This is a genomic window from Pseudoduganella chitinolytica (assembly GCF_029028125.1).
Classification (GTDB): Bacteria; Pseudomonadota; Gammaproteobacteria; order Burkholderiales; family Burkholderiaceae_D; genus Rugamonas; species Rugamonas chitinolytica.
The window spans coordinates 4,185,121-4,207,012 of sequence record NZ_CP119083.1 but is presented as its reverse complement, the minus strand read 5'-3'; the positions used below and the strand labels follow the sequence as shown (position 1 = coordinate 4,207,012).

Sequence of the window (21,892 nt, the reverse complement as noted above, 5' to 3'; positions counted from 1 at the left end):
GGCGGCACATTCATAGATTCGCGCAACTCTTCAAGGAGAACAGATGAAACAGATGATCAAAATTTTTGCGTTGGCGCTGGCGCTGTTCGGCGCCGGCCAGGCGCGGGCGGGCATTCCGGTGCTCGATGCTTCGAACTTGATTAACACCGGGCTGCAGGTCCAGGCCTGGGCCGAGCAGGCGCGCCAGATGGTGCAGCAATACCAGGAACTGCAGAACCAGTACAACCAGGCGGTGCGCACCTTCAACAGCATGAGCGGTGTGCGCGGCATGGAAAGCCTCGTCAACAACCCGGCCCTGCGGCGCTACCTGCCCAACGAATGGAACCAGGCGATGAACCTGCTGACGGCGCCGGGCAGCTACACCCAGCTGCGCACGAACGTCAACAGCATCAAGTCGGGTGCCGAGTTCATGGACATTGGCGACACCAGCCTGGACCCGGGCAGTGACGCGGGCCGTTCGTTCGTGGCCTCGCAGAACCAGGTGGCACTGAACCGGGCCCTGTCGGAGGAAGGCTACAAGCAGGCCAGCGACCGCATCGCGGCGATCCAGACGCTGATCGGCCGGCTCGGCAGCACGCCGGACGCGAAGGACGTGGCCGACCTGCAGGCGCGCATCCAGGGCGAGCAGGCGATGGTGCAGAACGAGCTGGTCAAGCTGAGCGCGCTGGCCCAGTTGCAGCAGGCCCAGCGCGATATCCAGCAGCAGCGTTCGCGCGAAATCATCATGCGCGCAACGAAGTCGCCCACCGGTATCCCCCGTTTTTGATCAACCGCGGCGCCACAGGCGCCGCCCCATGGAGAAGCTCGTATGAAACAACTGGTTTTTGCCGGCGTCCTCGTCGCCCTGCTGGCAGGGTGCAGCGATTCCGTCCCCGAAGTGGACGATCCGAAAAAGATCGTCGTCAACGGCACGCCGATGACGCAGAAGGCCTTCGTCGACCAGTACTGTGCCGACAAGGCGGAACATCCGACCTGCATCAAGGTGCGCCGGGCGATGGTGGCCGGGGCGACCCGCAGCGCCGACGGCATTCCCCGCTTCTGACGGATAGACCATGGCGGCGCCGAGCGAATTCCATTTTTACGAGGACATGTTCAGCGACCTGACGGACGCGCTGGATACGTACATCACTTCGGTCGGTACCGACATCATCGCGTCGATTTCCGGCGTCGCCTACTCGATGCTGATGATCTACATGATGCTGTGGGGCTGGACGATGATGCGAGGGATGATTTCCGAGCCGATCACGGACGGCGTGGCGCGGATCGTGCGGCTGGCCGTCATCGTCGGCCTCGCGCTGAACCTGGGGCGCTATCAGGATTACGTGTCGGACTTCCTGTGGGATGCGCCGGAGGCGATGGCCGGCATCATCGCCTCCGGGTTCGACGATGCATCGGCCAACGTGCAATACCTGGACGTACTGATGTCCAGGCTGTACGACATCGGCAACGCGTACTGGCAGACCGCGGTCTCCAGCGGCGGCTGGATTCCCGACATCGGCATGATGGCCGTGGCGCTGCTGGTCTGGATCGCCGGCCTCGCGGCCACCGGTTTTGCCGCGTTCCTGCTGGCGTTGTCGAAGATGGCGCTGGCGGTACTGCTGGCGCTGGGCCCCATCTTCGTGCTGCTGCTGATCTTCGAAGGCACCAAGAAGTTCTTCGAGGCGTGGCTGGCGCAGGCACTCAACTACGTGTTCCTGATCGTGCTGACGGCGGCGGCGGTCAAGCTGGTGATGACGATCATCGAGACTTACCTGGACGTGTCGGCGGCCGGCATCATCGCCAGCCCCACCATCGACAAGGCGCTGCCGGCGCTGGTGTTCTGCCTGATCAGTGCGCTGCTGATGGCGCAGCTGCCGACGATGGCGTCCTCGCTGGGTGGGGGCGCGGCGATCAGCACGCTGGGCGCGGTCGGTTGGGCCTACACCCGGGCGTTCAGTTCGGCCACGGGTGCACTTGGGGCGATGCGCCCGACCAATGCGCGCAAGTCGCTCAATCGGATGAAGGCCGACTACCGCATCACGAAGGGGGCGATGCGGGCTGCGACAGGGGTACCGGGCGCCGTGTACCGCAAGATCACGGGAGCCAGCAGGAAGGGTTGAAGAGGGGGTGTGCAGGGCGGTGGTTTCCGCGCGCGCGGACACCGCTCCTTTTTTACGCCCGAAATAAGCGATATGGCGGTTTCTGCAACGCAAAACCGTCGAAAAATGCAGTCACGATGAACAAAAACGAAGGAGTTCCCATGCGTTTCACACTCGGTTCAGTGGCCCTCTGCCTGTTGGCTGGGTGCTCGCTCAACTCGCCCAAGCCGCCCCAGTGCGAGGGTGAATTCCGTCCCGTCAACGCGCTGCCCGGCCAGGCGGCGCTGCCTCTGAATTCCGCCGCCAGCCTGGCGCTGTGCACGAAGGGAGCCGGCCATGGCCACCAAAGTTGAGAAGAACGATTTCAAGAAGTACCTGGGCGAGGCCCGCTCGTGGGAAACCAACCGGCTGCTCGAGGCGGAGAAGTCGAAGCGGCTGGCCTGGACCGTCGCGCTGGTCGCGGGCGGCCTGGCGATCGTGGCGGTCGTCGCCGTCGCCGGCCTGACGCCGCTGAAGCAGACGGAGCTGCGCATCGTCCGCGTCGACAATTCCACCGGTCGCGTCGACGTCATCAGCGAGATCCCGAACGCCCGCAATACCTACGGCGAGGCACTCGACAAATATTGGGCCGGCCAATACGTGCTGTATCGCGAAGGCTATTCGCGCGAACTGGCGGAGGACTACTACAACAAGGTGGGGCTGATGAGCGGCAGCGGCGAGCAGCGCCGCTACGCCGACTTCTTCACGCCGAAGAACCCGCAATCGCCGCTGAACGTGTATGGCGCCAATACGCGGGTGAAGATCCACATCAAGGGCCAGTCCTTCATCAAGAGCAATGTGCTGCTGGTGCGCTACTGGAAGGAGATCGAACGGGGTTCCTCGGAACGGCCGGCCGTGTCGCACTGGGCCGCTACCATCGTGTTCCGTTATTCCGGGGCGCCGATGGCCGAACGCGACCGCGACATCAACCCGGTCGGATTCCAGGTGACGGAGTACCGCAACGACCCGGACGCCGAGCCGGTGCGCGAAACGCCTGCCGCGCCGGTGATGAGCCAGGCGGCGCCGCCGCCTGCCGAGCAGGCCGTCGTGCTGCCGGGCGTGCCGCCGCGCGCGCAGGCGCAGGTGCCCGCCATCGCGCCGGCCAACGCCGCCGTGCAATAAGGAGGCGCCATGAAACGATTCGTTTGCATCGCGCTGTTCCTGCCCACGCTGGCCCTGGCCGAGTTGACGCCCCCCAAGGGCGCCTTCGACAGCCGGGTGCGCGTGGTCGACTACAACCCGGCCGACGTGGTCCGCCTCAGCACGTTCTATGGCGTCTCCACGCACGTACAGTTCGCCGACAAGGAAACCATCAAGGACGTGGCCGTGGGCGACGTCGAGGCGTGGGAGATCATCCCGCGCGGCACGCATCTGTTCATCAAGCCCAAGGCGCACAAGGCCGATACCAACGTAACGGTGGTAACGGACAAGCGCGTCTACCAGTTCGCCCTGATCGTGCAGCCCCGCAAGGTGCGCGACGATACGGCGTGGCGCGATCCGAACCTCGTGTTTTCGCTGTCGTTCCGCTATCCGGACGACGAGGCGGCCAAGGCCACGACGCTGATCAAGGCCATGGAAACCAAGGCGGCGCAGATCGACATGCAGGGCCGCATGGCCGAGGCGAAGAAGCGCGAGGAGAACAACGACTACTGGGTGGCCGGCTCGTCCGAAGTCAGCCCGACGGCGGCCCGCGACGACGGCCGCTTCATCTACCTGACCTTCAGCCGCAACCGCGACATGCCGGCCGTGTATGCGGTCGACAAGGACGGTGCCGAATCGCTCATCAACACCAATGTCGAAGGCAACGCGATCGTCGTGCAGCGCATGGTGCGCAAGCTGATCCTGCGCAAAGGCAAGGCGGTTGCGTGCGTCATCAACAAGAGCTTTGACCTGGACGGCGGCAGCGACAACACGAGCGGCACGGTCGCGCCGGACGTCGAGCGGGTCATCAAGGGAGCGCAGTAATGGGGATTTTCGACAAGCTGAAAGCCATGGGGCGCAAGCCGCGCCAGGACGCGGCGGACGACGAGCCGACGGACGACCTGCCGGACCTGGACGCGGCGCAGGCCGAGCCGACGCTGGCGCAGGCGGCCCAGGCCACGCACGGCCAGCGCGGCCGCGAGCAGGAGGGGACGGTGGACGAGCAGTTCGAGTCCGCCGGCCTGCCGTCGGTCAACCGGCGCCGTGGCAACAACAAGATCATCAATGTGCTGGGACTGTTCGTCATCGTGGCGATCGGCGCCGCGATGATCGTCGCGGTGAACGGCAAGAAGACGCCGGAACGCAAGAAGGTGGAACCGAACGACAAGGTCGCCAACACGCTGCCGCCGCTGGCGGTACCGCCACCCCCGCCGATCCAGGCGGTGTCGATGCCGGTGGCGGCGCCCGGGCCGGGAGCGGGCGGGTTGTCGACCACCCCGCCGCCGGAAGTCCGGGCGCAGTCGAACCAGCCGTTCCCGATTGCCATGCAGCGTGCTGGCGCCGCCGGCAAGGGGCCGCAGGACTGGGCCGGCCGCAAGCGCAGCGGTTCGTTGCTGGTCGAACAAGCGGGCATGGCTTCCGGCGCGGAGCCGGGGCCGGCCGGCAACGGGACCGGCCGGGGCCCTGGCGGCCTGACAGGGTTGCCGAGCCTGTTCCCGGGCATGCTGCCCGGCATGGGCGGCACGCCACAGCCGACCGGCGGCAACAATGGCCCGGGCGGCGGCAGCAACGGGCTGGCGGCGCGGCTCGAGCCGGCGGAACTGAAGGGGGCGTCGGCCGGCATGCTGCCAGACCGTAATTTCCTGATCACCAAGGGCACGGCGCTGGATTGCGCGCTCGAGACCGCCATCGACACGACGCTGCCGGGCATCCTGACGTGCCGTGTCACGCGCGACGTCTACTCGGACAACGGCCAGGTGCTGCTGCTGGAACGGGGCACCCAGCTGGTCGGCGAACAGCAGGGCAACGTCAAGCACGGCCAGGCCCGCGTGTTCGCGCTGTGGTCGCGCGCCAAGACACCCCAGGGCGTGATCATCAACCTGAATTCGCCTGGCACGGATGCGTTGGGTCGCAGCGGCCTGGAAGGCTGGGTCGACCATCACTTCCTGGACCGCTTCGGCGCGGCGATCCTGATGACGTTCATCCAGGAGTCGATGGAGCTGCTGGTCGCGCGGCAGCGCGATGGCGACACCATCAACCTGGGCGGCAGCGGCATGGCTGGTTCGCAGGTCGTGGAGAAGATACTGGAAAGCACCGTCGACATCCCGCCCACGATCATCAAGAACCAGGGCGACCATATCCAGGTCATGGTGGCGCGCGACCTTGATTTTTCCAGTGTCTACGGGCTGCGGAAAACCCGATGAACGCGCCCGATCGCAGCCTGCGCCGGCCCCGCTCCGACGGCGGCGACAACCCCGACATGCTGTACGCCTACATGGCGCCGCTGCGGCCCTGGCTGCTCGAAGACGGCGTCACCGAGCTGGTGATCAACCGGCCCGGCGAGGTCTGGGTCGAACGCCGTACCGGCTGGGAGGTGTTCGAGGCACCGGAAATGACCTTCGCCGCCTGCATGCAGCTGGCGCGGCTGATCGCCAACTTCAACGGCAAGGCGATCAGTGCCGAAAAACCCGTGCTGTCGGCCAGCCTGATCTACGGCGAGCGGGTCCAGGTCGTCATTCCGCCCGCCTGCGAGGAGGAGACGGTGTCGCTGACGATCCGCAAGCCCAGCGTGCTGGACAAGACGCTGGACGAACTCAATGCGGAAGGCTCGTTCGACGAGTGCAAGCTCGTCAGCGAGGGGCTGGCGCCGTTCGAGCGCGAGCTGCTGGCGCTGAAGGAAAGCCGCCGCATCAAGGAATTCCTCGACCTGGCGGTACGCAAGCGCCGCAACATCCTTGTGGTCGGCAAGACGGGGTCCGGCAAGACCACGCTCAGCAAGAGCCTGATCCGCAGCATCCCGGCGGACGAGCGCCTGATCACGATCGAGGACGTGCACGAGATGTTCCTGCAGCACCACGCCAACAAGGTGCACCTGTTCTATTCGCGCGAAGACGAGGGCGGCGCCAAGGTGTCGCCCAAGCAGGCGCTGGCGTCGTGCCTTCGCATGAAGCCGGACCGCATCCTGCTGGCCGAGCTGCGCGGCGACGAGGCGTGGGAGTTCATCAAGTCGATCAACACGGGCCACCCGGGGTCGATCAGCACGATGCACGCCAACGGGGCGATGGAGGCATTCGAACAGCTGACGGCGCTGATCAAGGACTCGCGCACGGGGGCCCACCTGGACAGCGACTACATCAAGCACCGGCTGTTCACGACGCTGGACGTGATCCTGTTCTACGACAAGTACAAGCTCAAGGAGATCTACTATGACCCCGAGTTCAAGCGGCAGCAGATGGCTTAGGCCGGCCCTTGTCGTGGCCGCGCTGGCCGGCCTGGGCCTGCTGTGGGCCTGGCTGGCCGGTGCCATGTTCCTGCTGGCGCATGGGCATCCCGTCACGCAGGCGACGCCGCTGACGATGTACCAGTACTGGGCCTACTACGGCACCGATGCCGGGGTGCGCCGCTGGCTGTACGGCTGCGCCGGCGTGGCCGCCGTGCTGCTGGCGGTGCCGCTGTACCTGCTGCTGCGCACGCGCGTGCGGCGCAGCCTGTTCGGCGATGCCCGCTTCGCCGAACCGCGCGACGTGCGCCGGGCCGGCCTGCTGGGCGAACGGGGCATCCTGGTGGGCCAGTACAAGGGCTCGTACCTGATGTTCGGCGGCAGCCAGCACGTCATCATGTCGGCCCCGACCCGCAGCGGCAAGGGCGTCGGCATCGTCATTCCGAACCTGCTGACGTGGCACGACAGTGTCGTCGTGCTCGACATCAAGCAGGAAAACCATGGCATCACGAGCGGCTTCCGGCGCAAGCATGGCCAGCAGTGCTTCCTGTTCAACCCGGCCGCGGCCGACTACCGATCCCATCGCTACAATCCGCTGGCCTACGTCAGCAGCGATCCCCATTTCCGCATCGACGACGTGCAGAAGATCGCCAGCATGCTGTTCCCGGACGAGCCCGGTGTCGATCCCATCTGGACCGCGACGCCGCGCGCCCTGTTCCTGGGCATCGTGCTGATGCTGCTGGAAACGCCCGGCAAGCTCGTCACCCTGGGCCAGGTCTTGCGCGAAACGCTGGTGGACGGCGATGGCGCCGCCTATTTCGGCACCATCGTCCAGGCACGCCGCCTCGGCCAGCGCATCGCCGAGGCCGACGACACCGCCGCGGCGCAGCAGGCCGGGCGCGATGCCGACGCCGTGCTGGCCGACCGCGCCCGGCCGCCCGAGCAGCACCCCGTCATGGCCGAGATGGCGGTCTGGATACAACTGAGCCCGGCCTACCGCAAGGCGCTGGTGCAGCGGGTCGACGCGTTGCGCCGGCATTCGCCGCGCACGCCCGACCTGGTCGCGCTGGCGCTGGCCACGCCCGCGGACGTGGCGGCGGCCCGGATCGGCAAGGCGCTGTCGCCGGCATGCGAGCGCGCGCTCAACTCGTACCTGTCGATCTCCGCCGACACCACGCGCAGCGGCATCATCACCAGTTTCCGCTCGCGCCTGGAGCTGTGGTACAACCCGCTGGTCGATGCGGCCACCAGCGCCAACGACTTCGACCTGCGCGAACTGCGCAGCAAGCGCATGTCGATCTACCTGGGTGTCACGCCCGACAACCTGGACCGGATGGCGCCTCTCTTGAACCTGTTCTTCCAGCAGATGATCGACCTGAACACGCGCCAGCTGCCCGAGCATAACGCCGCGCTGAAGTACCAGTGCCTGATCGTGGCCGATGAATTCACGGCCATGGGCAAGATCCAGGTGCTGTCGAAGGGCATCAGCTACATCGCCGGCTACGGCCTGCGCATGCTGCCCATCATCCAGAGTCCCATGCAGGTCGTCGAGGTGTACGGCGAGCACGCGGCCGAGACGTTCACCACCAACCACGCGCTGCAGATCGTGTTCCCGCCCAAGGCCTCCGAGACGAAGACGGCCGAGGCCATTTCGAAATGGCTGGGCGACCAGACCGTCAAGGCCGTGTCCGAATCGCAGCGCAAGGCGATGTTCGCGCGGCGCGAGCGCTCGGAAAGCGTGTCGGAACAACGCCGTGCGTTGATGCTGCCGCAGGAAATCACGAGCCTCGGCAAAAGCGCGGAACTGGTCATCGTGGAGGATTGCCCGCCCATCCTGGCGCAGCGGGTGCGCTACTTCCAGGACCCCGTCTTCATCGATCGCCTGAAAAGCGTGTCGCCGTCGCTGGGCAAGCTGGGGCGCAAGCTGCCGACCGAGAACGAGCTGAAAGATGCGGCCCGGCGGGGCGAGCTGGGCGCGCCGGTCCCATTGGTCGACGTTGCCGCGCACCAGAAACTCGTGGCCGAGAGCGAAGCCGCGCCGGTGCCGGCGGCCGCGGGCAGGACGGTCAACGTCGTCGAGCGGCCCGTCGCGGCGACCGAGGTCGACGCCCTGGCCGAACGGGACCTGGGCGATTTCGCAGTGGACTTCGCCGCGGTGCCGTTGCCGCCGGCCGAGGAAATGGACGAAGCGGCGCTGCTGGCCTACGCCGACAGCCTGTGCCGCGAGGCGGGGATCCTGGCATGAAGCGCGCCGCCGGCAACGTCATCGCATCCGACGAGATTTTCACGGCGGCGCCCGCCCCCGCGCGGCCGGCGAGCAGGCCGACGGTACGGCCGCGCCGCCGTTCCGCGATCGCGGCAGCAGGCTGGAAACCCCGTCGGACAGCGCGCAGGTCGCCGACACGCTCGTCGCGATCGCCCAGGCACGGGGCTGGGACGACATCCGCGTCAGCGGCAGCACCGCGTTCTGCCGCGAAGTGTGGCTTGAAGCCGCCGCCCACGGCATGCACGTACGTGGCTACACGCCGAGCCGCGATGACCGGGCCGAGCTGGCGCGACGCCGGCACGACCCGCCCCGCGCCACGACGCCGGCGGAACCGGACCCGCTGTGCGCCGCCATCGATGCGATCGAGCGCCAGGCCGCAGCGGACGGCCTGACGGCGGAACAGCGCGCCGTCGTCATGGCGCGCGTGCAGCGCCGCGCACACCATCATTCGACACAGGAGCTAGCGACACCCATGAACCGTACCGATCCTACCCACGCGCGGGAGATGACGCGATGAGGCGACCCTACCTGCCGGCCCTCGCCCTGGCGGCTGCCTTGCTGTGCGGTTGTGCCGGCGTGCCGCCGGACAGCGCGCCGCGCACTCCCATCAGCGCCGACTACGTTGCTGCCGGCGATACGTCCGGCGTGCGTGCCTTTGTCTACGGCAAGCGGACCGTGCTGGAGATCGCACCGCGCCTGTTCTGGCTGACCATCGAGGACGCCGACGGTGCCGCCGTGCCGTACGAACGGGAGGGCCGCTTCTACCGCCTGCCGCGCAAGCTCGACAATTTTACGGTGCGGGTCAATACCCGCGTGCTGTCGTTCCATGCGCGTCCGGCAGCGCCCCGGCCGCTGCCCGCCGCGGCACCGGCACGCGCCGCACCGCCAGCCCCGGCCGCGGCGCGCGCGGTCCTGGCCGAACCGGCGGGCGTGGCGCCCGATCGCGAGTTGGCCGCCCTGGTGACGCTGTCGGCGGCACAGGCCGAGGAGGTGCGGGAGGCGATCGCCGCCGCCGGCGATACCGCCGAGACGCGCCAGTTGCTGGCCCGCCTGGAGCGCGTGGAACGCCGGCTGGCCGGAGCCTCGGCGGTACTTGTGCGGGTCCAGTTCGACAGCCATGCCACCGGGTTTGCGCCGGACCCGGCGTTGGCGCGGCCGCTGGTGGCGGCGGCCCACGCGGCCGAGCGGGTCAACGTGCGCGGCCGCACCGATGCCCGCGTCGCGGGGCCGGACGATCCCCGTATCGCGCTGGCACGGGCGGTGGCGGCACGGACCTTCCTGATCGACAGCGGCGTCGAGCCGGCCAAGATCCGCGTGTTTGCCCAACCGGCCGGCGATTTCATCGCGCCGGCCCGCAGCGAGCAGGGACGGGCGCTGAACCGCCGTGTCGAGATCGAACTCGTCACGCGCGGCCTGGCCAGCCGGGCCGCAGTCGCGCGCCCGGCAGGAAGCGCCTCGTGAGCCGGCGCCAGGGCTCGGCGGCCGTCCGCCAGCGCAATGGCCGGGCCCAGGCGCCAAGCGTCGCGCTGCCGCCCGTCGCGGCCACGGCGCCGCTGCGCATTGCCGCGGGCACGCTGGAGGCAATGAAATGGCTGGGTGTCGTGCTGATGACGCTCGATCACGTCAACAAGTTCCTGCTGCACTACCAGTACCCGGCGCTGTACGCGCTGGGCCGGGTGGCGATGCCGCTGTTCGTGTTCGTGCTGTGCTACAACCTGGCGCGGCCGCAGGCGCTGGAAGGCGGCGCCTTGCACCGGGTGGCGCGGCGCCTGGCCTTGTTCGGCGCCGCGGCGTCGGTGCCGTTCATCGGACTGGGCCAGGTGATCGGCGGCTGGTGGCCCTTGAACATCCTGTTCACGTTGCTGGTGGCCACGCTGGTGATCGGGCTGCTGTCGCACCGCTCGCAACTGCACACGGTGGCCGCGGTCGCGCTGTTCGTCATCGGTGGCGCGCTAGTGGAATACTGGTGGTTCGCGCTGGCGTTTGCCATCGCCTGCTGGCTGTATTGCCGCCAGCCCGACAGGTTGCGGCTGTGCGTGCTGCTGGCGTGCTGTGGCGCGCTGTGGTGGGCCAACCGCAATATGTGGCACCTGGCGGCGTTGCCACTCATCCTGGCCGCACCGCACGTCGAGTTCAAGCTGCCCCGGGCGGGCCGCCTGTTCTACTGGTACTACCCGGCGCATCTTGGCGTGCTGTGGCTGGTCGCCAGGACCGGCTGAAGCCGCTCAGGCCGTGCCCTCGCCAGGCCGGCCGGGCGGCGGCCGCGTATAGCGCCATGTCAGCAGCAGCACATACGCAATGCCCAGTACCGCCGCCGCCAGTGCCGCGGCGGCCGACAGCACGTCGCAGTAAAGCAGGAGCAGCGCCAGCCCGACGACCAGTGCGCAGGCAATCCCTGCCAGTTGCCAGTGCAGGGTGGACCACAGCGCTGCCCTGTCTCCGTCGTTTCGCATATCAGCCTCCTTGCCGCCGTTCGATACCGCCATGATCGCGCCGATGGGCGGTCGCCGCGCGCACGTTTCTGCTCGTACAAGCATGTCCTTCATGCAATCTTAACCCATCGCTCAGCCAGGCTTCATGCCGCGCGCGCACGATCCGGTCATCCCATTCAACCGGAGCCATGATGAAGCAACCGACCGTTCTTGCCGCCCTGTGCACGCTGCCCCTGCTGGCGGCCTGTGGCGGCAGCGACCACTCGCCCACCGTACCGCGCCTCAGCGCCGTGATCCAGCGCACGTCGTTCGGTATCCCCCATATCCAGGCCAACGACGAGGCCAGCCTCGGCTACGGCATCGGCTACGCCTACGCCGAGGACAACTTCTGCCTGCTCGCCAGCGAGGTCGCCACCGTCGCCGGCGAGCGCTCGCGCCATTTCGGCATGGACGGCAACTCTTCCGACAATCCCGAGCTGGCCGTCAACAACCTCGATTCCGATTTCTTCTTCCGCCAATGGAACAACGACGAGATCGTGCAGGCCGCGTGGCAGGCGCAGCCCGCCCAAGTGCAGGCGCTGATGCGCGGCTACGTGGCCGGCGTCAACCGCTACCTGGCGCAGAAGGGGACGGCCGGGCTGCCGGCGCAATGCCGCAACGGCAGCTGGGTGCGGCCGCTGACCGAGCGCGACGTCATCCGCCTGATGCGCCGCACGACGATGACCGCCACGGCGTGGATCGGCGATGTCGCGAGGACGCAGCCGCCGGGTGACGCGCCGGCCGTCGCCGCGGCCCGCAGCGGCCGCAAGCTGGCGCTGCGCGGTTCGGCCAGCAATGCCGTGGCCGTCGGCGCCGACGCCAGCGCCCATGGCGGCGGCCTGCTGCTGGGCCAGCCGCACCTGCCGTGGGGCGAGGCGCAGCGCTTCTGGCAGGTGCACCTGACCATCCCGGGCAAGATGGACGTGATGGGCGCCACCTTGCCCGGCCTGCCGGCCGTGGCCATCGGCTTCACGCAGCAATTCGCCTGGACCCACACCACCGACACCGCGGCCCACGCCACCTTGTACGCGCTCAAACTGGACCCTGCGGACCCGACCCGCTACCTCGTCGACGGCCAGTCGCGGCCCCTGCTGCGGCGCACGGTCAGCGTGCCCGTCAAGCTGCCCGACGGCAGCCTGGGCACGCGCAGCCGCACGCTGTACGGCACGGAGGACGGTCCCCTGATCAGCTCCGCCGGAGTGCTGGACTGGACCCGCACGACGGCCTACGTGCTGCGCGATGCCAATGCGGTCAACCACCGCGCCGTGGCGCAGTGGTATCGCATGAACCTGGCCACCTCGCTGGCCGAACTGAAGGAGGCCAACCTGCAACTGGCGGGCAATCCATGGAACAACACGATCGCGGCCGACCGCGCCGGCAACACGCTGATGATGGACGTGGCGCCCGTCGCCAACCTGCCCGACGACGTGCTGGAGCGCTGCCTCGTGCCCGAGCTGGCGGCGCTGGTGGAGGACGGCCTGTTCGTGCTGGACGGCAGCACGGCCGCTTGCGCCTGGCGCGACGAAGCCGGCGCGGCGCAGCCCGGCACGGTGCCGGCCCGCCGCCTGCCGCTGCTGGAGCGCCGCGACTTCGTGCAGAACGCCAACGACAGCGCGTGGCTGACCAATCCGGCCGCGCCGCTGACGGGCTTTTCGCCGCTGGTCTCGCGCGATGGCGTGCCGCAGGGCGCGCGCACCCGGCTGGCGCTGACGGAATTACAGCGGCGCCTGCGCAGCGGCCCGCTGACCGCCGCCGACTTGCGCGACATGGCCCTGGACGACAAGGTGTACCTGGCGGCGCTGGCATTGCCCGACGTGCGCGTCTGGTGCGGCACGGCGGCCGTGACGGCGGAGCTGCGCAACGGGTGTGCCGCGCTTGCGACGTGGACAGGGGATGCCGGCTACGGCGCCAATGCGGGCCTGCCGTATTTCATGGCGATGCTGGCCAAGGGCCTGGCGCAGGACAACGCCTGGACCGTGCCGTTCGATCCCAGCGATCCGGTCGACACGCCGCGCGGCCTGAACCACCGCGACCCGGCGGTGGCGCAGGCGCTGGCCGATGGCCTGGCGCGCAAGGTGCGCCAGTTCGAGGCCGCCGGCATCGGCGCCGAGGCAAGACTGGGTGACTTCCAGGTCAGCCGGCGCGGCGGCAGCGCGCTGCCGGTCCACGGCGGCCCGGGGGAGCTGGGCGTGTTCAATACCATCGACGTCGCCGCCGCACCGCGCGACGGCCGCTTCGAGGTCACCGGCGGCACCAGCTACGTGCAGGTCGTGGAGCTGGGCAGCGCAGGCCCGCGTGCGCAGGCACTGCTGGCGTATTCGCAGTCGGACGATCCGGCCTCGCCGCACCACGCCGACCAGACCCGCCGCTTCGTCGAGCGGCAGTGGGTGACCTTGCCGTTCACCCCGGCGGAGATCGCCGCCGACCCGGCCCTGCGCCGGCAGGAGATCAGGGAGTAGCGGTCTTGCGCCCGGTCCCGATGTGGCGGTCGAGGAAGCGTTCCACCCGCGTCCAGAAGTCGATACGGTTCTGCGGCAGCGACCAGCCGTGGCCTTCGTCCTCGTACTCGATCCACTCGACCTCCTTGTTGACGGCCTTGACGGCGTCGCGGAAGCGCGTGCCGTGGATCATCGGCACCCGTTCGTCGGCGGTGCCGTAGGCCAGCAGCAGCGGCTGGCGGATGCGGGACGCCTGCTGCAGCGGCGACGTGGCCTTCAGCTGTTCGGCATCCTTGACGGGGTCGCCGATCAGCTGCGGCATGCCGTACTCCTTGAACTCCTCCGGCACGTCGGACGCGTAACGCCAGTGGCCCGTGTACATCAGGTTGATGTCGGTCACGCCGGCCCATGCGACGCCGCAGCGGTACAGGGTGGGGTTGCGCACGAGGCCCATCAAGGTGGCGTAGCCGCCGTAGCTGGCGCCGGCGATGCAGATGCGCGCCGGGTCGGCGTAACCCTGCGCGATGGCCCAGCGGGCGCCGTCGGCGATATCGTCCTGCATCGCCAGGCCCCACTGCTTCAGGCCGCGCGCGAAGTGTTCGCGGCCATAGCCCGTGCTGCCGCGGAACTCCGGCTGCAGCACCGCGTAGCCGCGCGAGGCCAGGAACTGCACCTCCGGGTCCCACTGCCAATACGTGCCGCGCACGTACGGGCCGCCGTGCACCAGCACGACCAGCGGCAGGTTCTTCGGCAGCGGCGCGGTGCCGGGCTGGTTGGCCGCCACGCCCGGCGGCAGCGTCAGCATCGCCGGGATCTTCAGGCCGTCGCGTGCCGCGTAGGTGACGAAATGCTGGTGCCCCATCGCCTTGGCGCGGATATCCTTGTGGGCCTGGCCCACGAAGTCCAGCTTGCGCGTGGCCGTGTCGTAGATGAAGTAGACGTTCGGCTGCACGTCGGAATAGGCGGTGACCAGCAGGTGCGGCGTGTCGGGCCGGCGCGGCACGCCGATCAGGTTGGCGGTGCCGGGCAACTTGGCGTCCACGTCGGCCTGGATCGCCTTGAACGCGGGGTCGAACCACGCCGTGTCGCGCGCGTCGCCCTGGTAGCGCACGCCCAGCAGGCGGGTGGCGTCGGCGACCAGGTGGCCGGAGAAATCGAAGCCGTCCACGCGCAGCACGGGCTGCGTGCCGATGGTGCCCGTCTGCAGGTCGATCTTGAAGATGGCGGCCTGGTCGTTGTCGCGCCGCGCCCGCGCGTACAAGGTGCCGTCCGGCCCGAATCCGATTGGCTCGAACGAGTGCTCGTCCGGCCCGTAGGCCTCGAAGCTCGCCAGCACGCGCCATTTGTCGGTGGCGCGGTCGCGCAGCCAGATCGTGGCCTTGCCCTTGTCGAGCGAATGCGCAAGGCGCGGTTCGCCGTCGTTGTCCAGCATCCAGTCGATGGCCGTGAACGGCACGTTGACGCTGCTGGTCGTCCCCGTCGCCACGTTCAGGCGCAGCAGGTCGACCGAGCGGACGGTATTGCCGGCAAAGCCGATGTCGCGCACGTAGACGTAGTCGGAGTCCTGCTTGCCCGTCTCGTCCATCATGTAGGTGTGCCAGGGCAGCATGTCCTTGCGGCTGCCGTCGCGGATGAAGTATTCGCGCCGTTCGGCCAGCTGGCGGAACTTGCTGCCGTCGTGCTTCACGGTGTACAGGCCCGGTGCGAAGCGCATGGCGCCCGCGGCGATCTGCTTGTCGGTCGTGTCGAACAGCAGCCGCTCGTCGTTGACCCACTGGACGGTGCCGATGTCCGCATCGGCGAAGCCCGCCACCACGCGGGCGGCCTTGTCGGTCAGGTCGATCACGGCCAGCGCGTCGCGGCCCGTCTTGCCGTCCACTTTCGCGGCGAGGTAGCGCCCGCTGGGCGACAGCACGCCGCCGGTAAAGGCGGGGTTGGCGAAGAAGGCGGCAGCCGGTGGCGGTGCCGCAGCCGGCGCGGTCTGCGCGGCGGCGGCGGTGGCGAAGAGGGCGCACAGCACGCTGGCGCAGAAAAGAGGAATGGCACGCATCGCAGGCAAACTTGAAAAGGGCGCATAAGTTATCACATTTGCCAGCAGGAATTTCTCTCCGATTGTCACGCGTTGCCGTGGCGCGACGTTGCGGCTACACTGGCGCCCCGTCCCCCACCACCGGAGCTGCCGCCATGAACACGTATCCCACCATCGCGCTGGCGCTTGCCAGCGCCATTGTCGCCGTCGCCTGCAGCAGCAAGGTCGACCCGCAACTGCAGGCCGACCAGATGACGCTCAGCGACGCCACGTGCGCGCAAGCCGAAGTCGACAAGATCGCCGACGAAGCCGTGCGCAAGGCGTTCGCCGCGCGCTGCGCCCGGCGCGTGACGACCGCGCAGTAAGCGCCTTCTAAGGCGCCGCCTCGTCCGGGCGGCGCACGTGGTCGACGAATGCGCGGCTGTGGGCGTCCGGCGGCGGCGTCAGCAGGCTGACGACCACCAGCGCCGCGAGTCCCGCGGGCACGCCGAACACGCCGGCGGAGATCGGCGCGATGTGGAACCATTGCGCCGCCGCGCTGCCGCCCAGCACGGGATTGGTGTGCAGCATGTAGAACTGGCACACGACGAATCCGGTCGCCATGCCGGCCAGCGCGCCGTACTGGTTGGCGCGGCGCCAGAACACGCCCACGACCAGGGCCGGGAACAGGGTGGAAGCGGCCAGCGAGAACGCGGCGCCCACCAGCGACAGGATGTCGCCCGGCTTGGTCGACGCGGAATACGCGGCGACGAACGCCACCCCCAGCAGGATCAGTTTCGAGATCGTCACGCGCTTCTGCGTCGAGGCTTTCGGATCGACGATGCGGTAGTACACGTCGTGCGACAGCGCGTTCGAGATCGCCAGCAGCAGGCCATCGGCGGTGGACAGCGCGGCGGCCAGGCCGCCCGCCGCCACCAGGCCGGAAATCACGTACGGCAGGCCGGCGATTTCGGGCGTGGCCAGCACCAGCACGTCGCCGTCGATGACGATTTCGGCCAGTTGCACGATGCCGTCGCCATTGACGTCGGCAATGCTGATCAGCGGATTGGCGCGGTCCACGTTGGCCCAGTACGACACCCACGTGGGCAGGTGCGCGAAGTCGCTGCCCACCAGCGCCGTGTAGACGTCGTACTTGACCAAGACCGCCAGCGCGGGAATCGTCAGGTAGATCAGCAGGATGAAGAACAGCGTCCAGAACACGGAGCGGCGCGTCTCGTCGACGGACGGCGTGGTGTAGGAGCGCATCAGGATGTGCGGCAGGGCGGCCGTGCCCAGCATCATGCAGAACGCCAGCGCGAGGAAGTTGTTGCGCTTGATGTCCGACGCTTCCGGCGTGGGGCCGGGGAAGGGCGCCGCGTGCGGCGTGATGGGGCGGGCGCGTGCCAGGTTCTCGTCGCGCAGCGCGGTCCAGGCGGCGACGGCATCGTCGGGGTTTTTCGGATAGGCGATCAGCGCCCGTTCGGCGCTGCGGATCTCCAGCAGCGAGGCATTGCGCAGCCGGACGCCGTCGAGGTGGTGCTGCAGCGCCACGCGGCCCGCGTCCCACGTGCCGGGCAGGCCGTCCAGGCGGCGCTGGTAGTCGTCGGCACGCTGGCGGAACACGGCCCGCACCTGCGCCTCCTTGTCGTCCGCCATCAGGGCCGCCTCGCGCGCGCTCAGCTGGGGCAGCAGCTTGCCGTAGGCGACCTGCGGCATCGGATTGCCGCTGTGCTTGGCGGACAGCCACATCGCGGGGATCAGGAAGGCGGCCAGGATGATGATGTACTGCGCCACCTGCGTCCAGGTGATGGCGCGCATGCCGCCCAGGAAAGAGCACACCAGGATGCTGGCCAGGCCCAGGAAGATGCCGACCGAGAAATCGACGCCGGTGAAGCGCGAGGCGATCAGGCCCACGGCATAGATCTGCGCGACGACGTACGTGAACGAGATGACGATGGTGGCGGCCACGGCGCACAGCCGCACGGCCCGCCCGCCCCTGGCGCCGCCGTAGCGGGCCGCCAGGAAGTCGGGGATCGTGTACTGGCCGAACTTGCGCAGGTAGGGCGCGATCAGGAGCGCCACCAGGCAGTAGCCGCCCGTCCATCCCATCACGTAGGCCAGGCCGTCGAAGCCATGCAGGTACAAGCCGCCGGCCAGGCTGATGAAGCTGGCCGCGGAGATCCAGTCGGCCGCCGTCGCCATGCCGTTGTACAGGGCCGGCACGCGCCGTCCCGCCACGTAGTATTCGGACACCTTCGAGGTACGGCTGACCAGGCCGATGGAGGCGTACAGCACGATGGTGGCGAACATGAACATGTAGCCGATCCACACGCGCGGCATGCCCTCCTTTTCCAGCGTGGCCAGTGCGGCCAGGAAGGCCGCGAAGGCCAGCGTGAAGTAGCTGTAATAGCGTGTCAGGCGCTGGAAGAATGTGCGCGGGGCGGGGCGGGCGGCCGTCACGCGTTCTCCCGGTACTCGCGGTCGAGGCGGCGCATGCGCCGGGCGTACAGGCCGATCAGCGCCAGGTAGACCAGCGAGGCGCCCTGCGCGGCCAGGTAGAACGACAGTGGCCAGCCGAAGATCGTCAGGCCCGCCAGCTCGCGCGCGAAGAAGACGGCGAAAAAGCCCGTCATCAGCCACGCCAGCAGCAGGGCGGCGGTCAGGCGCCGGGTGGCGCGCCAGTGGGTGCGGTTATCCAAAATCGTTATCCAAAGTACGGGGTCTCTTCGTCGGGCCCGACGGTCGCGGGGCGCGGCGGGAACGTCAGGCGGAACAGGCTGCCGGGATATTTCGGCTGCGTGGCGCGCGGGTTGCCGAAGACGTCGATCTCGGCGCCGTGCTGCTGGGCGATCTCGCGCACGATGGCCAGCCCGAGGCCGCTGCCCTCGACGTTGCTGCCGAGGATGCGGTAGAAGCGCTCGAACACGTGCAGGCGCTCGGCGGCAGGGATGCCGGGGCCCGTGTCCTCCACTTCCAGGATGGCCGCTTCCGCGCCGGCACGCACGCGCACCGTGACACTGCCTTCGGGCGGCGTATAGCGCAGCGCATTGTCGATCAGGTTGTTCAGCAGCTCGCGCAGCATGACGGCGTTGCCGTCGATCTCGACCTGCTGGTCGGGGCCTTCGAAGCCCAGGTCGATGCGGTGGTTGAACGAGGCCGGCACCCAGTCGCGCACGGCGTTGCGGGCGACGTCGGCCAGGTCGAGCGGCGCCAGCGCCGTGCCGGCCTGCGGCTGGTTTTCCGCCCGCGCCAGCGCCAGCAGCTGGTTGACGAGGCGGGTGGCGGCCTCGGAGCTCTTGGCCAGCTGTTCCAGCGAACGGTGGATCTCGTGCTGGTCGGTCTGGCGCAGGGCCAGTTCGGATTGCGTGCGCATGCCGGCCAGCGGCGTCTTCATCTGGTGCGCGGCGTCGGCGATGAAGCGCTTCTGCATGTCGATCGACTGCGCCAGGCGCGCCAGCATCTCGTTGAGCGAGCGCACCAGCGGCGCGATCTCCTCCGGCACCTGGTTCGGCGCGATAGGGGACAGGTCGTCGGAGGGGCGCGCGCGGATGCGTTCCTGCAGTTCGGCCAGCGGCAGCAGCCCGCGCGACAGGGCGAACCACACCAGCGCCAGCACGACGGGCAGGATGATGAACTGGGGCAGGATCACGCCCTTGATGATCTCGTTGGCCAGCTTGGCGCGCTTTTCCAGCGTCTCGGCCACCTGCACCAGCGCCAGGCGGGGCGGCTGCGCGCTGTTCTCTTCCAGGTTGACGTAGGTGTAGGCGACGCGGATCGGCGTGCCGTGCAGGTTATCGCCGCGAAAGCGCACGGTGCCGGCGGGCGTGGCTTCGTCGTCCGCCTGCGGCTCCGGGCGCGGCAGGTCGCGGTCGCCGTCCACGTAGCGCCCTTGCGGGCCCAGGATCTGGAAGTAGATGCTGTCGATGTCGTCGGCGCGCAGGATGTCGCGCGCGGAGCCGGGCAGGCGCTGCACCAGCTTGCCGTTGACGTCGCGCACCTGCTGCGACAGCACGGTGACGGAATCCTCCAGCGCATGGTCGAACGGCTGGTTGGCGATGGATTTCGCCACCAGGTACGTGATGGCGATGCTCATCGGCCAAAGCAGCAGCAGCGGCGCCAGCATCCAGTCGAGGATCTCGCCGAACAGCGAATGCTGGATCTCGCCTTCCTCTTCCGGAGCGGCTTGCCAGTCCTGGTCGGCTTGCGCGCTCACTTCGTTTCGGCGGGGGCGGGGGCGGCGTATTTTTCGAGGCAGTAGCCAAGGCCGCGCACAGTGGCGATGCGGATGCCGCCCGTCTCGATCTTCTTGCGCAGGCGGTGCACGTACACCTCGATGGCATTGTTGCTGACTTCCTCGCCCCATTCGCACAGGTGATCGACCAGCTGTTCCTTCGACACGAGGCGGCCGGTGCGGGCCAGCAGGATTTCCAGCAGGCCCAGTTCGCGCGCGGACAGGTCCAGCATCTGGTCGTTGATGCTGGCGCTGCGGCCGACCTGGTCGTAGGTCAGGGGGCCGTGCTTGACGACAGTGGAGCCGCCGCCCTGGCCGCGCCGGGTCAGCGCGCGCACGCGGGCTTCCAGCTCGGACAGCGCGAAGGGCTTGGCCATGTAGTCGTCCGCGCCCAGGTCGAGGCCGTTGACGCGCTGTTCCACCGAGTCGGCCGCCGTCAGGATCAGCACCGGCAGCAGGGAGCCGCGCGCGCGCAGGCGGCGCAGCACTTCCAGCCCGGACAGCCTGGGCAGGCCCAGGTCGAGGATCAGCAGGTCGAATTCCTGGGTGGACAGGGCCGTGTCGGCCTCCTGCCCGTTCTTCACGCAGTCGATGGCATAGCCGGACTGGCGCAGCGAGCGCGTCAGGCCGTCCGCCAGGACGCTGTCATCTTCGGCTAGTAAAATACGCATGGTGATCCGATCTGCAAGGGTTTCATTTTACTCATATGCGCAGCCTTTTTGCGGGCCGTCGACGTGCCGCAAAAAAGTGCAGATGGCGCTTGCAAAAACCACTGGATACATATACAGTATCGGTTGAACGAAGACTGAACGAAACGTTAGAGACGAAGGAAGATCATGGACGACAAGAAAGCGGCAGTACCTGCATCGGAAAAGGCCAAAGCGCTTGCCGCGGCGCTGGCTCAGATTGAAAAGCAGTTCGGCAAGGGCTCCGTGATGCGCATGGATGCCAGTGCTCCGCTGGAAGAAGTGCAGACCGTGTCCACCGGCTCGCTGGGCCTGGACATCGCGCTGGGCGTCGGCGGCCTGCCGCGCGGTCGCGTGGTCGAGATCTATGGTCCGGAATCGTCGGGTAAAACGACGTTGACGTTGCAGACCATCGCCGAGATGCAGAAGATCGGCGGCACCTGCGCGTTCATCGACGCGGAACACGCGCTGGACGTCACGTATGCGCAGAAACTGGGCGTGAACCTGCACGAGCTGCTGATCTCGCAGCCGGACACGGGCGAACAGGCGCTGGAAATCTGCGACGCGCTGGTGCGTTCGGGTTCCGTGGACATGATCGTCATCGACTCGGTGGCCGCGCTGACGCCACGCGCCGAGATCGAAGGCGACATGGGCGACTCGCTGCCAGGCCTGCAGGCCCGCCTGATGTCCCAGGCGCTGCGCAAGCTGACCGGCACGATCAACCGCACCAACACGCTGGTCATCTTCATCAACCAGATCCGCATGAAGATCGGCGTGATGTTCGGCAGCCCGGAAACGACGACGGGCGGTAACGCGCTGAAGTTCTACGCCTCCGTGCGCCTGGACATCCGCCGTACCGGCTCGATCAAGGCCGGCGACGAGGTGATCGGTAACGAAACGAAGGTCAAGGTCGTCAAGAACAAGATCGCGCCACCGTTCAAGGAAGCGCACTTCGACATCCTGTATGGCGAGGGCACGTCGCGCGAAGGCGAGATCATCGACCTGGGCGTGGAAGCGAAGATCGTCGAGAAGTCGGGCTCGTGGTACAGCTACGGCGGCGAACGCATCGGCCAGGGCAAGGACAATGCCCGTACGTTCCTGAAGGAGCGTCCGGCACTGGCCCGCGAGATCGAAAACAAGGTCCGCGCCTCGCTGGGCGTGCGCGAACTGGCACCATCGGCAGCGGATGCCGAGGCCCCGGCCCCGAAGCTGAAGGCCGTGGACTGACCGAACCCCTGTAGTCGAACCCCTGTAGTCGAACCCCAGTAGCGCTTGACCCGAACGCCACCGACCGCTTGCGCGGCGGTGGCGTTTG

General features: G+C 68.2%; 20 protein-coding genes. 14 read left to right on the top strand and 6 right to left on the bottom strand.

Translation table 11 applies throughout. The annotated features are described in order from the left end of the window. Window positions 1–43 precede the first annotated feature (43 nt). The 11 genes from virB5 to PX653_RS18585 all read left to right on the top strand — a co-directional run bounded on the left by virB5 (window position 44) and on the right by PX653_RS18585 (window position 10,962). Window positions 44–766 carry a P-type DNA transfer protein VirB5 gene (virB5, locus tag PX653_RS18635; protein ID WP_277414238.1) on the top strand — a complete coding sequence of 241 codons (723 nt, stop codon included), beginning with the start codon at window positions 44–46 and terminating at the stop codon, window positions 764–766. A 42-nt stretch (window positions 767–808) separates the two neighbouring features. Then, window positions 809–1,042, top strand: coding sequence for a putative periplasmic lipoprotein (locus PX653_RS18630; protein WP_277414237.1), 234 nt, complete (start codon window positions 809–811; stop codon window positions 1,040–1,042). 10 nt (window positions 1,043–1,052) lie between these two features. Further along, entirely contained in the window at window positions 1,053–2,099 is a 1,047-nt protein-coding gene (locus PX653_RS18625; RefSeq protein ID WP_277414236.1) for a TrbL/VirB6 family protein, read from the top strand. Window positions 2,100–2,414: 315 nt separating this feature from the next. Continuing rightward, entirely contained in the window at window positions 2,415–3,239 is an 825-nt protein-coding gene (locus tag PX653_RS18620; RefSeq protein ID WP_277414235.1) for a VirB8 family type IV secretion system protein, read from the top strand. Between the two features lie 9 nt (window positions 3,240–3,248). Continuing rightward, complete coding sequence (gene virB9, locus PX653_RS18615) at window positions 3,249–4,082, top strand: P-type conjugative transfer protein VirB9 (protein ID WP_277414234.1); 834 nt, start codon at window positions 3,249–3,251, stop codon at window positions 4,080–4,082. Continuing rightward, window positions 4,082–5,461, top strand: a complete 1,380-nt coding sequence (gene virB10, locus PX653_RS18610; protein ID WP_277414233.1) for a type IV secretion system protein VirB10 — start codon at window positions 4,082–4,084, stop codon at window positions 5,459–5,461. The genes virB9 and virB10 overlap by 1 nt, the downstream gene beginning before the upstream one ends. Further along, on the top strand, window positions 5,458–6,498 hold the full coding sequence (gene virB11, locus PX653_RS18605) for a P-type DNA transfer ATPase VirB11 (protein WP_277414232.1): 1,041 nt from the start codon (window positions 5,458–5,460) through the stop codon (window positions 6,496–6,498). Before virB10 ends, virB11 begins: the two co-directional genes overlap by 4 nt. A 13-nt stretch (window positions 6,499–6,511) precedes the next feature. Further along, window positions 6,512–8,722 carry a type IV secretory system conjugative DNA transfer family protein gene (locus PX653_RS18600; RefSeq protein WP_277414231.1) on the top strand — a complete coding sequence of 737 codons (2,211 nt, stop codon included), beginning with the start codon at window positions 6,512–6,514 and terminating at the stop codon, window positions 8,720–8,722. Continuing rightward, window positions 8,610–9,260 carry an LPD7 domain-containing protein gene (locus PX653_RS18595; protein WP_277418602.1) on the top strand — a complete coding sequence of 217 codons (651 nt, stop codon included), beginning with the start codon at window positions 8,610–8,612 and terminating at the stop codon, window positions 9,258–9,260. The genes PX653_RS18600 and PX653_RS18595 overlap by 113 nt, the downstream gene beginning before the upstream one ends. After that, window positions 9,257–10,204, top strand: coding sequence for an OmpA family protein (locus tag PX653_RS18590; protein WP_277414230.1), 948 nt, complete (start codon window positions 9,257–9,259; stop codon window positions 10,202–10,204). The genes PX653_RS18595 and PX653_RS18590 overlap by 4 nt, the downstream gene beginning before the upstream one ends. Next, a complete protein-coding gene (locus PX653_RS18585; protein ID WP_277414229.1) occupies window positions 10,201–10,962 on the top strand; it encodes a TraX family protein in 762 nt (253 codons plus the stop codon). Before PX653_RS18590 ends, PX653_RS18585 begins: the two co-directional genes overlap by 4 nt. Before the next feature lie 6 nt (window positions 10,963–10,968). Here the strand turns inward: PX653_RS18585 and PX653_RS18580 are convergent, their stop codons facing one another. Next, the gene (locus PX653_RS18580; RefSeq protein WP_277414228.1) at window positions 10,969–11,196 is read right to left on the bottom strand and encodes a hypothetical protein; all 228 of its coding nucleotides are present in this window, start codon (window positions 11,194–11,196) and stop codon (window positions 10,969–10,971) included. Between the two features lie 170 nt (window positions 11,197–11,366). Between PX653_RS18580 and PX653_RS18575 the strand changes: the two genes are divergently transcribed. After that, the gene (locus PX653_RS18575; RefSeq protein WP_277414227.1) at window positions 11,367–13,673 is read left to right on the top strand and encodes a penicillin acylase family protein; all 2,307 of its coding nucleotides are present in this window, start codon (window positions 11,367–11,369) and stop codon (window positions 13,671–13,673) included. On the opposite strand, the gene PX653_RS18570 is transcribed toward PX653_RS18575, so the two are convergent. Then, window positions 13,663–15,702: an alpha/beta hydrolase family protein gene (locus PX653_RS18570; protein WP_277414226.1), complete on the bottom strand. Its 2,040-nt coding sequence runs from the start codon at window positions 15,700–15,702 to the stop codon at window positions 13,663–13,665. The two genes, PX653_RS18575 and PX653_RS18570, sit on opposite strands and share 11 nt — an antisense overlap. 134 nt (window positions 15,703–15,836) lie before the next feature. Between PX653_RS18570 and trbK the strand changes: the two genes are divergently transcribed. After that, the gene (trbK, locus tag PX653_RS18565; protein WP_277414225.1) at window positions 15,837–16,046 is read left to right on the top strand and encodes an entry exclusion lipoprotein TrbK; all 210 of its coding nucleotides are present in this window, start codon (window positions 15,837–15,839) and stop codon (window positions 16,044–16,046) included. Between the two features lie 7 nt (window positions 16,047–16,053). On the opposite strand, the gene PX653_RS18560 is transcribed toward trbK, so the two are convergent. From PX653_RS18560 to PX653_RS18545, 4 genes are read right to left on the bottom strand one after another with little or no spacing between them, the layout of a single operon-like run. Next, the gene (locus PX653_RS18560; protein WP_277414224.1) at window positions 16,054–18,120 is read right to left on the bottom strand and encodes a sodium:solute symporter family protein; all 2,067 of its coding nucleotides are present in this window, start codon (window positions 18,118–18,120) and stop codon (window positions 16,054–16,056) included. Next, the gene (locus tag PX653_RS18555; RefSeq protein ID WP_307730754.1) at window positions 18,117–18,359 is read right to left on the bottom strand and encodes a DUF4212 domain-containing protein; all 243 of its coding nucleotides are present in this window, start codon (window positions 18,357–18,359) and stop codon (window positions 18,117–18,119) included. The genes PX653_RS18560 and PX653_RS18555 overlap by 4 nt, the downstream gene beginning before the upstream one ends. Before the next feature lie 5 nt (window positions 18,360–18,364). Further along, a complete protein-coding gene (locus tag PX653_RS18550; protein WP_277414223.1) occupies window positions 18,365–19,873 on the bottom strand; it encodes a sensor histidine kinase in 1,509 nt (502 codons plus the stop codon). After that, window positions 19,870–20,562 (bottom strand): response regulator, encoded by a 693-nt coding sequence (locus tag PX653_RS18545; RefSeq protein ID WP_277414222.1) that lies wholly within the window; start codon window positions 20,560–20,562, stop codon window positions 19,870–19,872. Before PX653_RS18545 ends, PX653_RS18550 begins: the two co-directional genes overlap by 4 nt. 165 nt (window positions 20,563–20,727) lie before the next feature. On the opposite strand from PX653_RS18545, the gene recA reads away from it, so the two are divergent. After that, complete coding sequence (recA, locus tag PX653_RS18540) at window positions 20,728–21,804, top strand: recombinase RecA (RefSeq protein ID WP_277414221.1); 1,077 nt, start codon at window positions 20,728–20,730, stop codon at window positions 21,802–21,804. Window positions 21,805–21,892: the final 88 nt, after the last annotated feature.

Coding starts and splice junctions, on each gene's coding strand:
- trbK (WP_277414225.1), top strand. CDS start 15,837: ATGAACACGTATCCCACCATCGCGCTGGCGCTTGCCAGCGCCATTGTC.
- PX653_RS18590 (WP_277414230.1), top strand. CDS start 9,257: ATGAGGCGACCCTACCTGCCGGCCCTCGCCCTGGCGGCTGCCTTGCTG.
- PX653_RS18620 (WP_277414235.1), top strand. CDS start 2,415: ATGGCCACCAAAGTTGAGAAGAACGATTTCAAGAAGTACCTGGGCGAG.
- PX653_RS18570 (WP_277414226.1), bottom strand. CDS start 15,702: ATGCGTGCCATTCCTCTTTTCTGCGCCAGCGTGCTGTGCGCCCTCTTC.
- virB11 (WP_277414232.1), top strand. CDS start 5,458: ATGAACGCGCCCGATCGCAGCCTGCGCCGGCCCCGCTCCGACGGCGGC.
- recA (WP_277414221.1), top strand. CDS start 20,728: ATGGACGACAAGAAAGCGGCAGTACCTGCATCGGAAAAGGCCAAAGCG.
- virB10 (WP_277414233.1), top strand. CDS start 4,082: ATGGGGATTTTCGACAAGCTGAAAGCCATGGGGCGCAAGCCGCGCCAG.
- PX653_RS18545 (WP_277414222.1), bottom strand. CDS start 20,562: ATGCGTATTTTACTAGCCGAAGATGACAGCGTCCTGGCGGACGGCCTG.
- PX653_RS18625 (WP_277414236.1), top strand. CDS start 1,053: ATGGCGGCGCCGAGCGAATTCCATTTTTACGAGGACATGTTCAGCGAC.
- PX653_RS18630 (WP_277414237.1), top strand. CDS start 809: ATGAAACAACTGGTTTTTGCCGGCGTCCTCGTCGCCCTGCTGGCAGGG.
- virB5 (WP_277414238.1), top strand. CDS start 44: ATGAAACAGATGATCAAAATTTTTGCGTTGGCGCTGGCGCTGTTCGGC.
- virB9 (WP_277414234.1), top strand. CDS start 3,249: ATGAAACGATTCGTTTGCATCGCGCTGTTCCTGCCCACGCTGGCCCTG.
- PX653_RS18580 (WP_277414228.1), bottom strand. CDS start 11,196: ATGCGAAACGACGGAGACAGGGCAGCGCTGTGGTCCACCCTGCACTGG.
- PX653_RS18575 (WP_277414227.1), top strand. CDS start 11,367: ATGAAGCAACCGACCGTTCTTGCCGCCCTGTGCACGCTGCCCCTGCTG.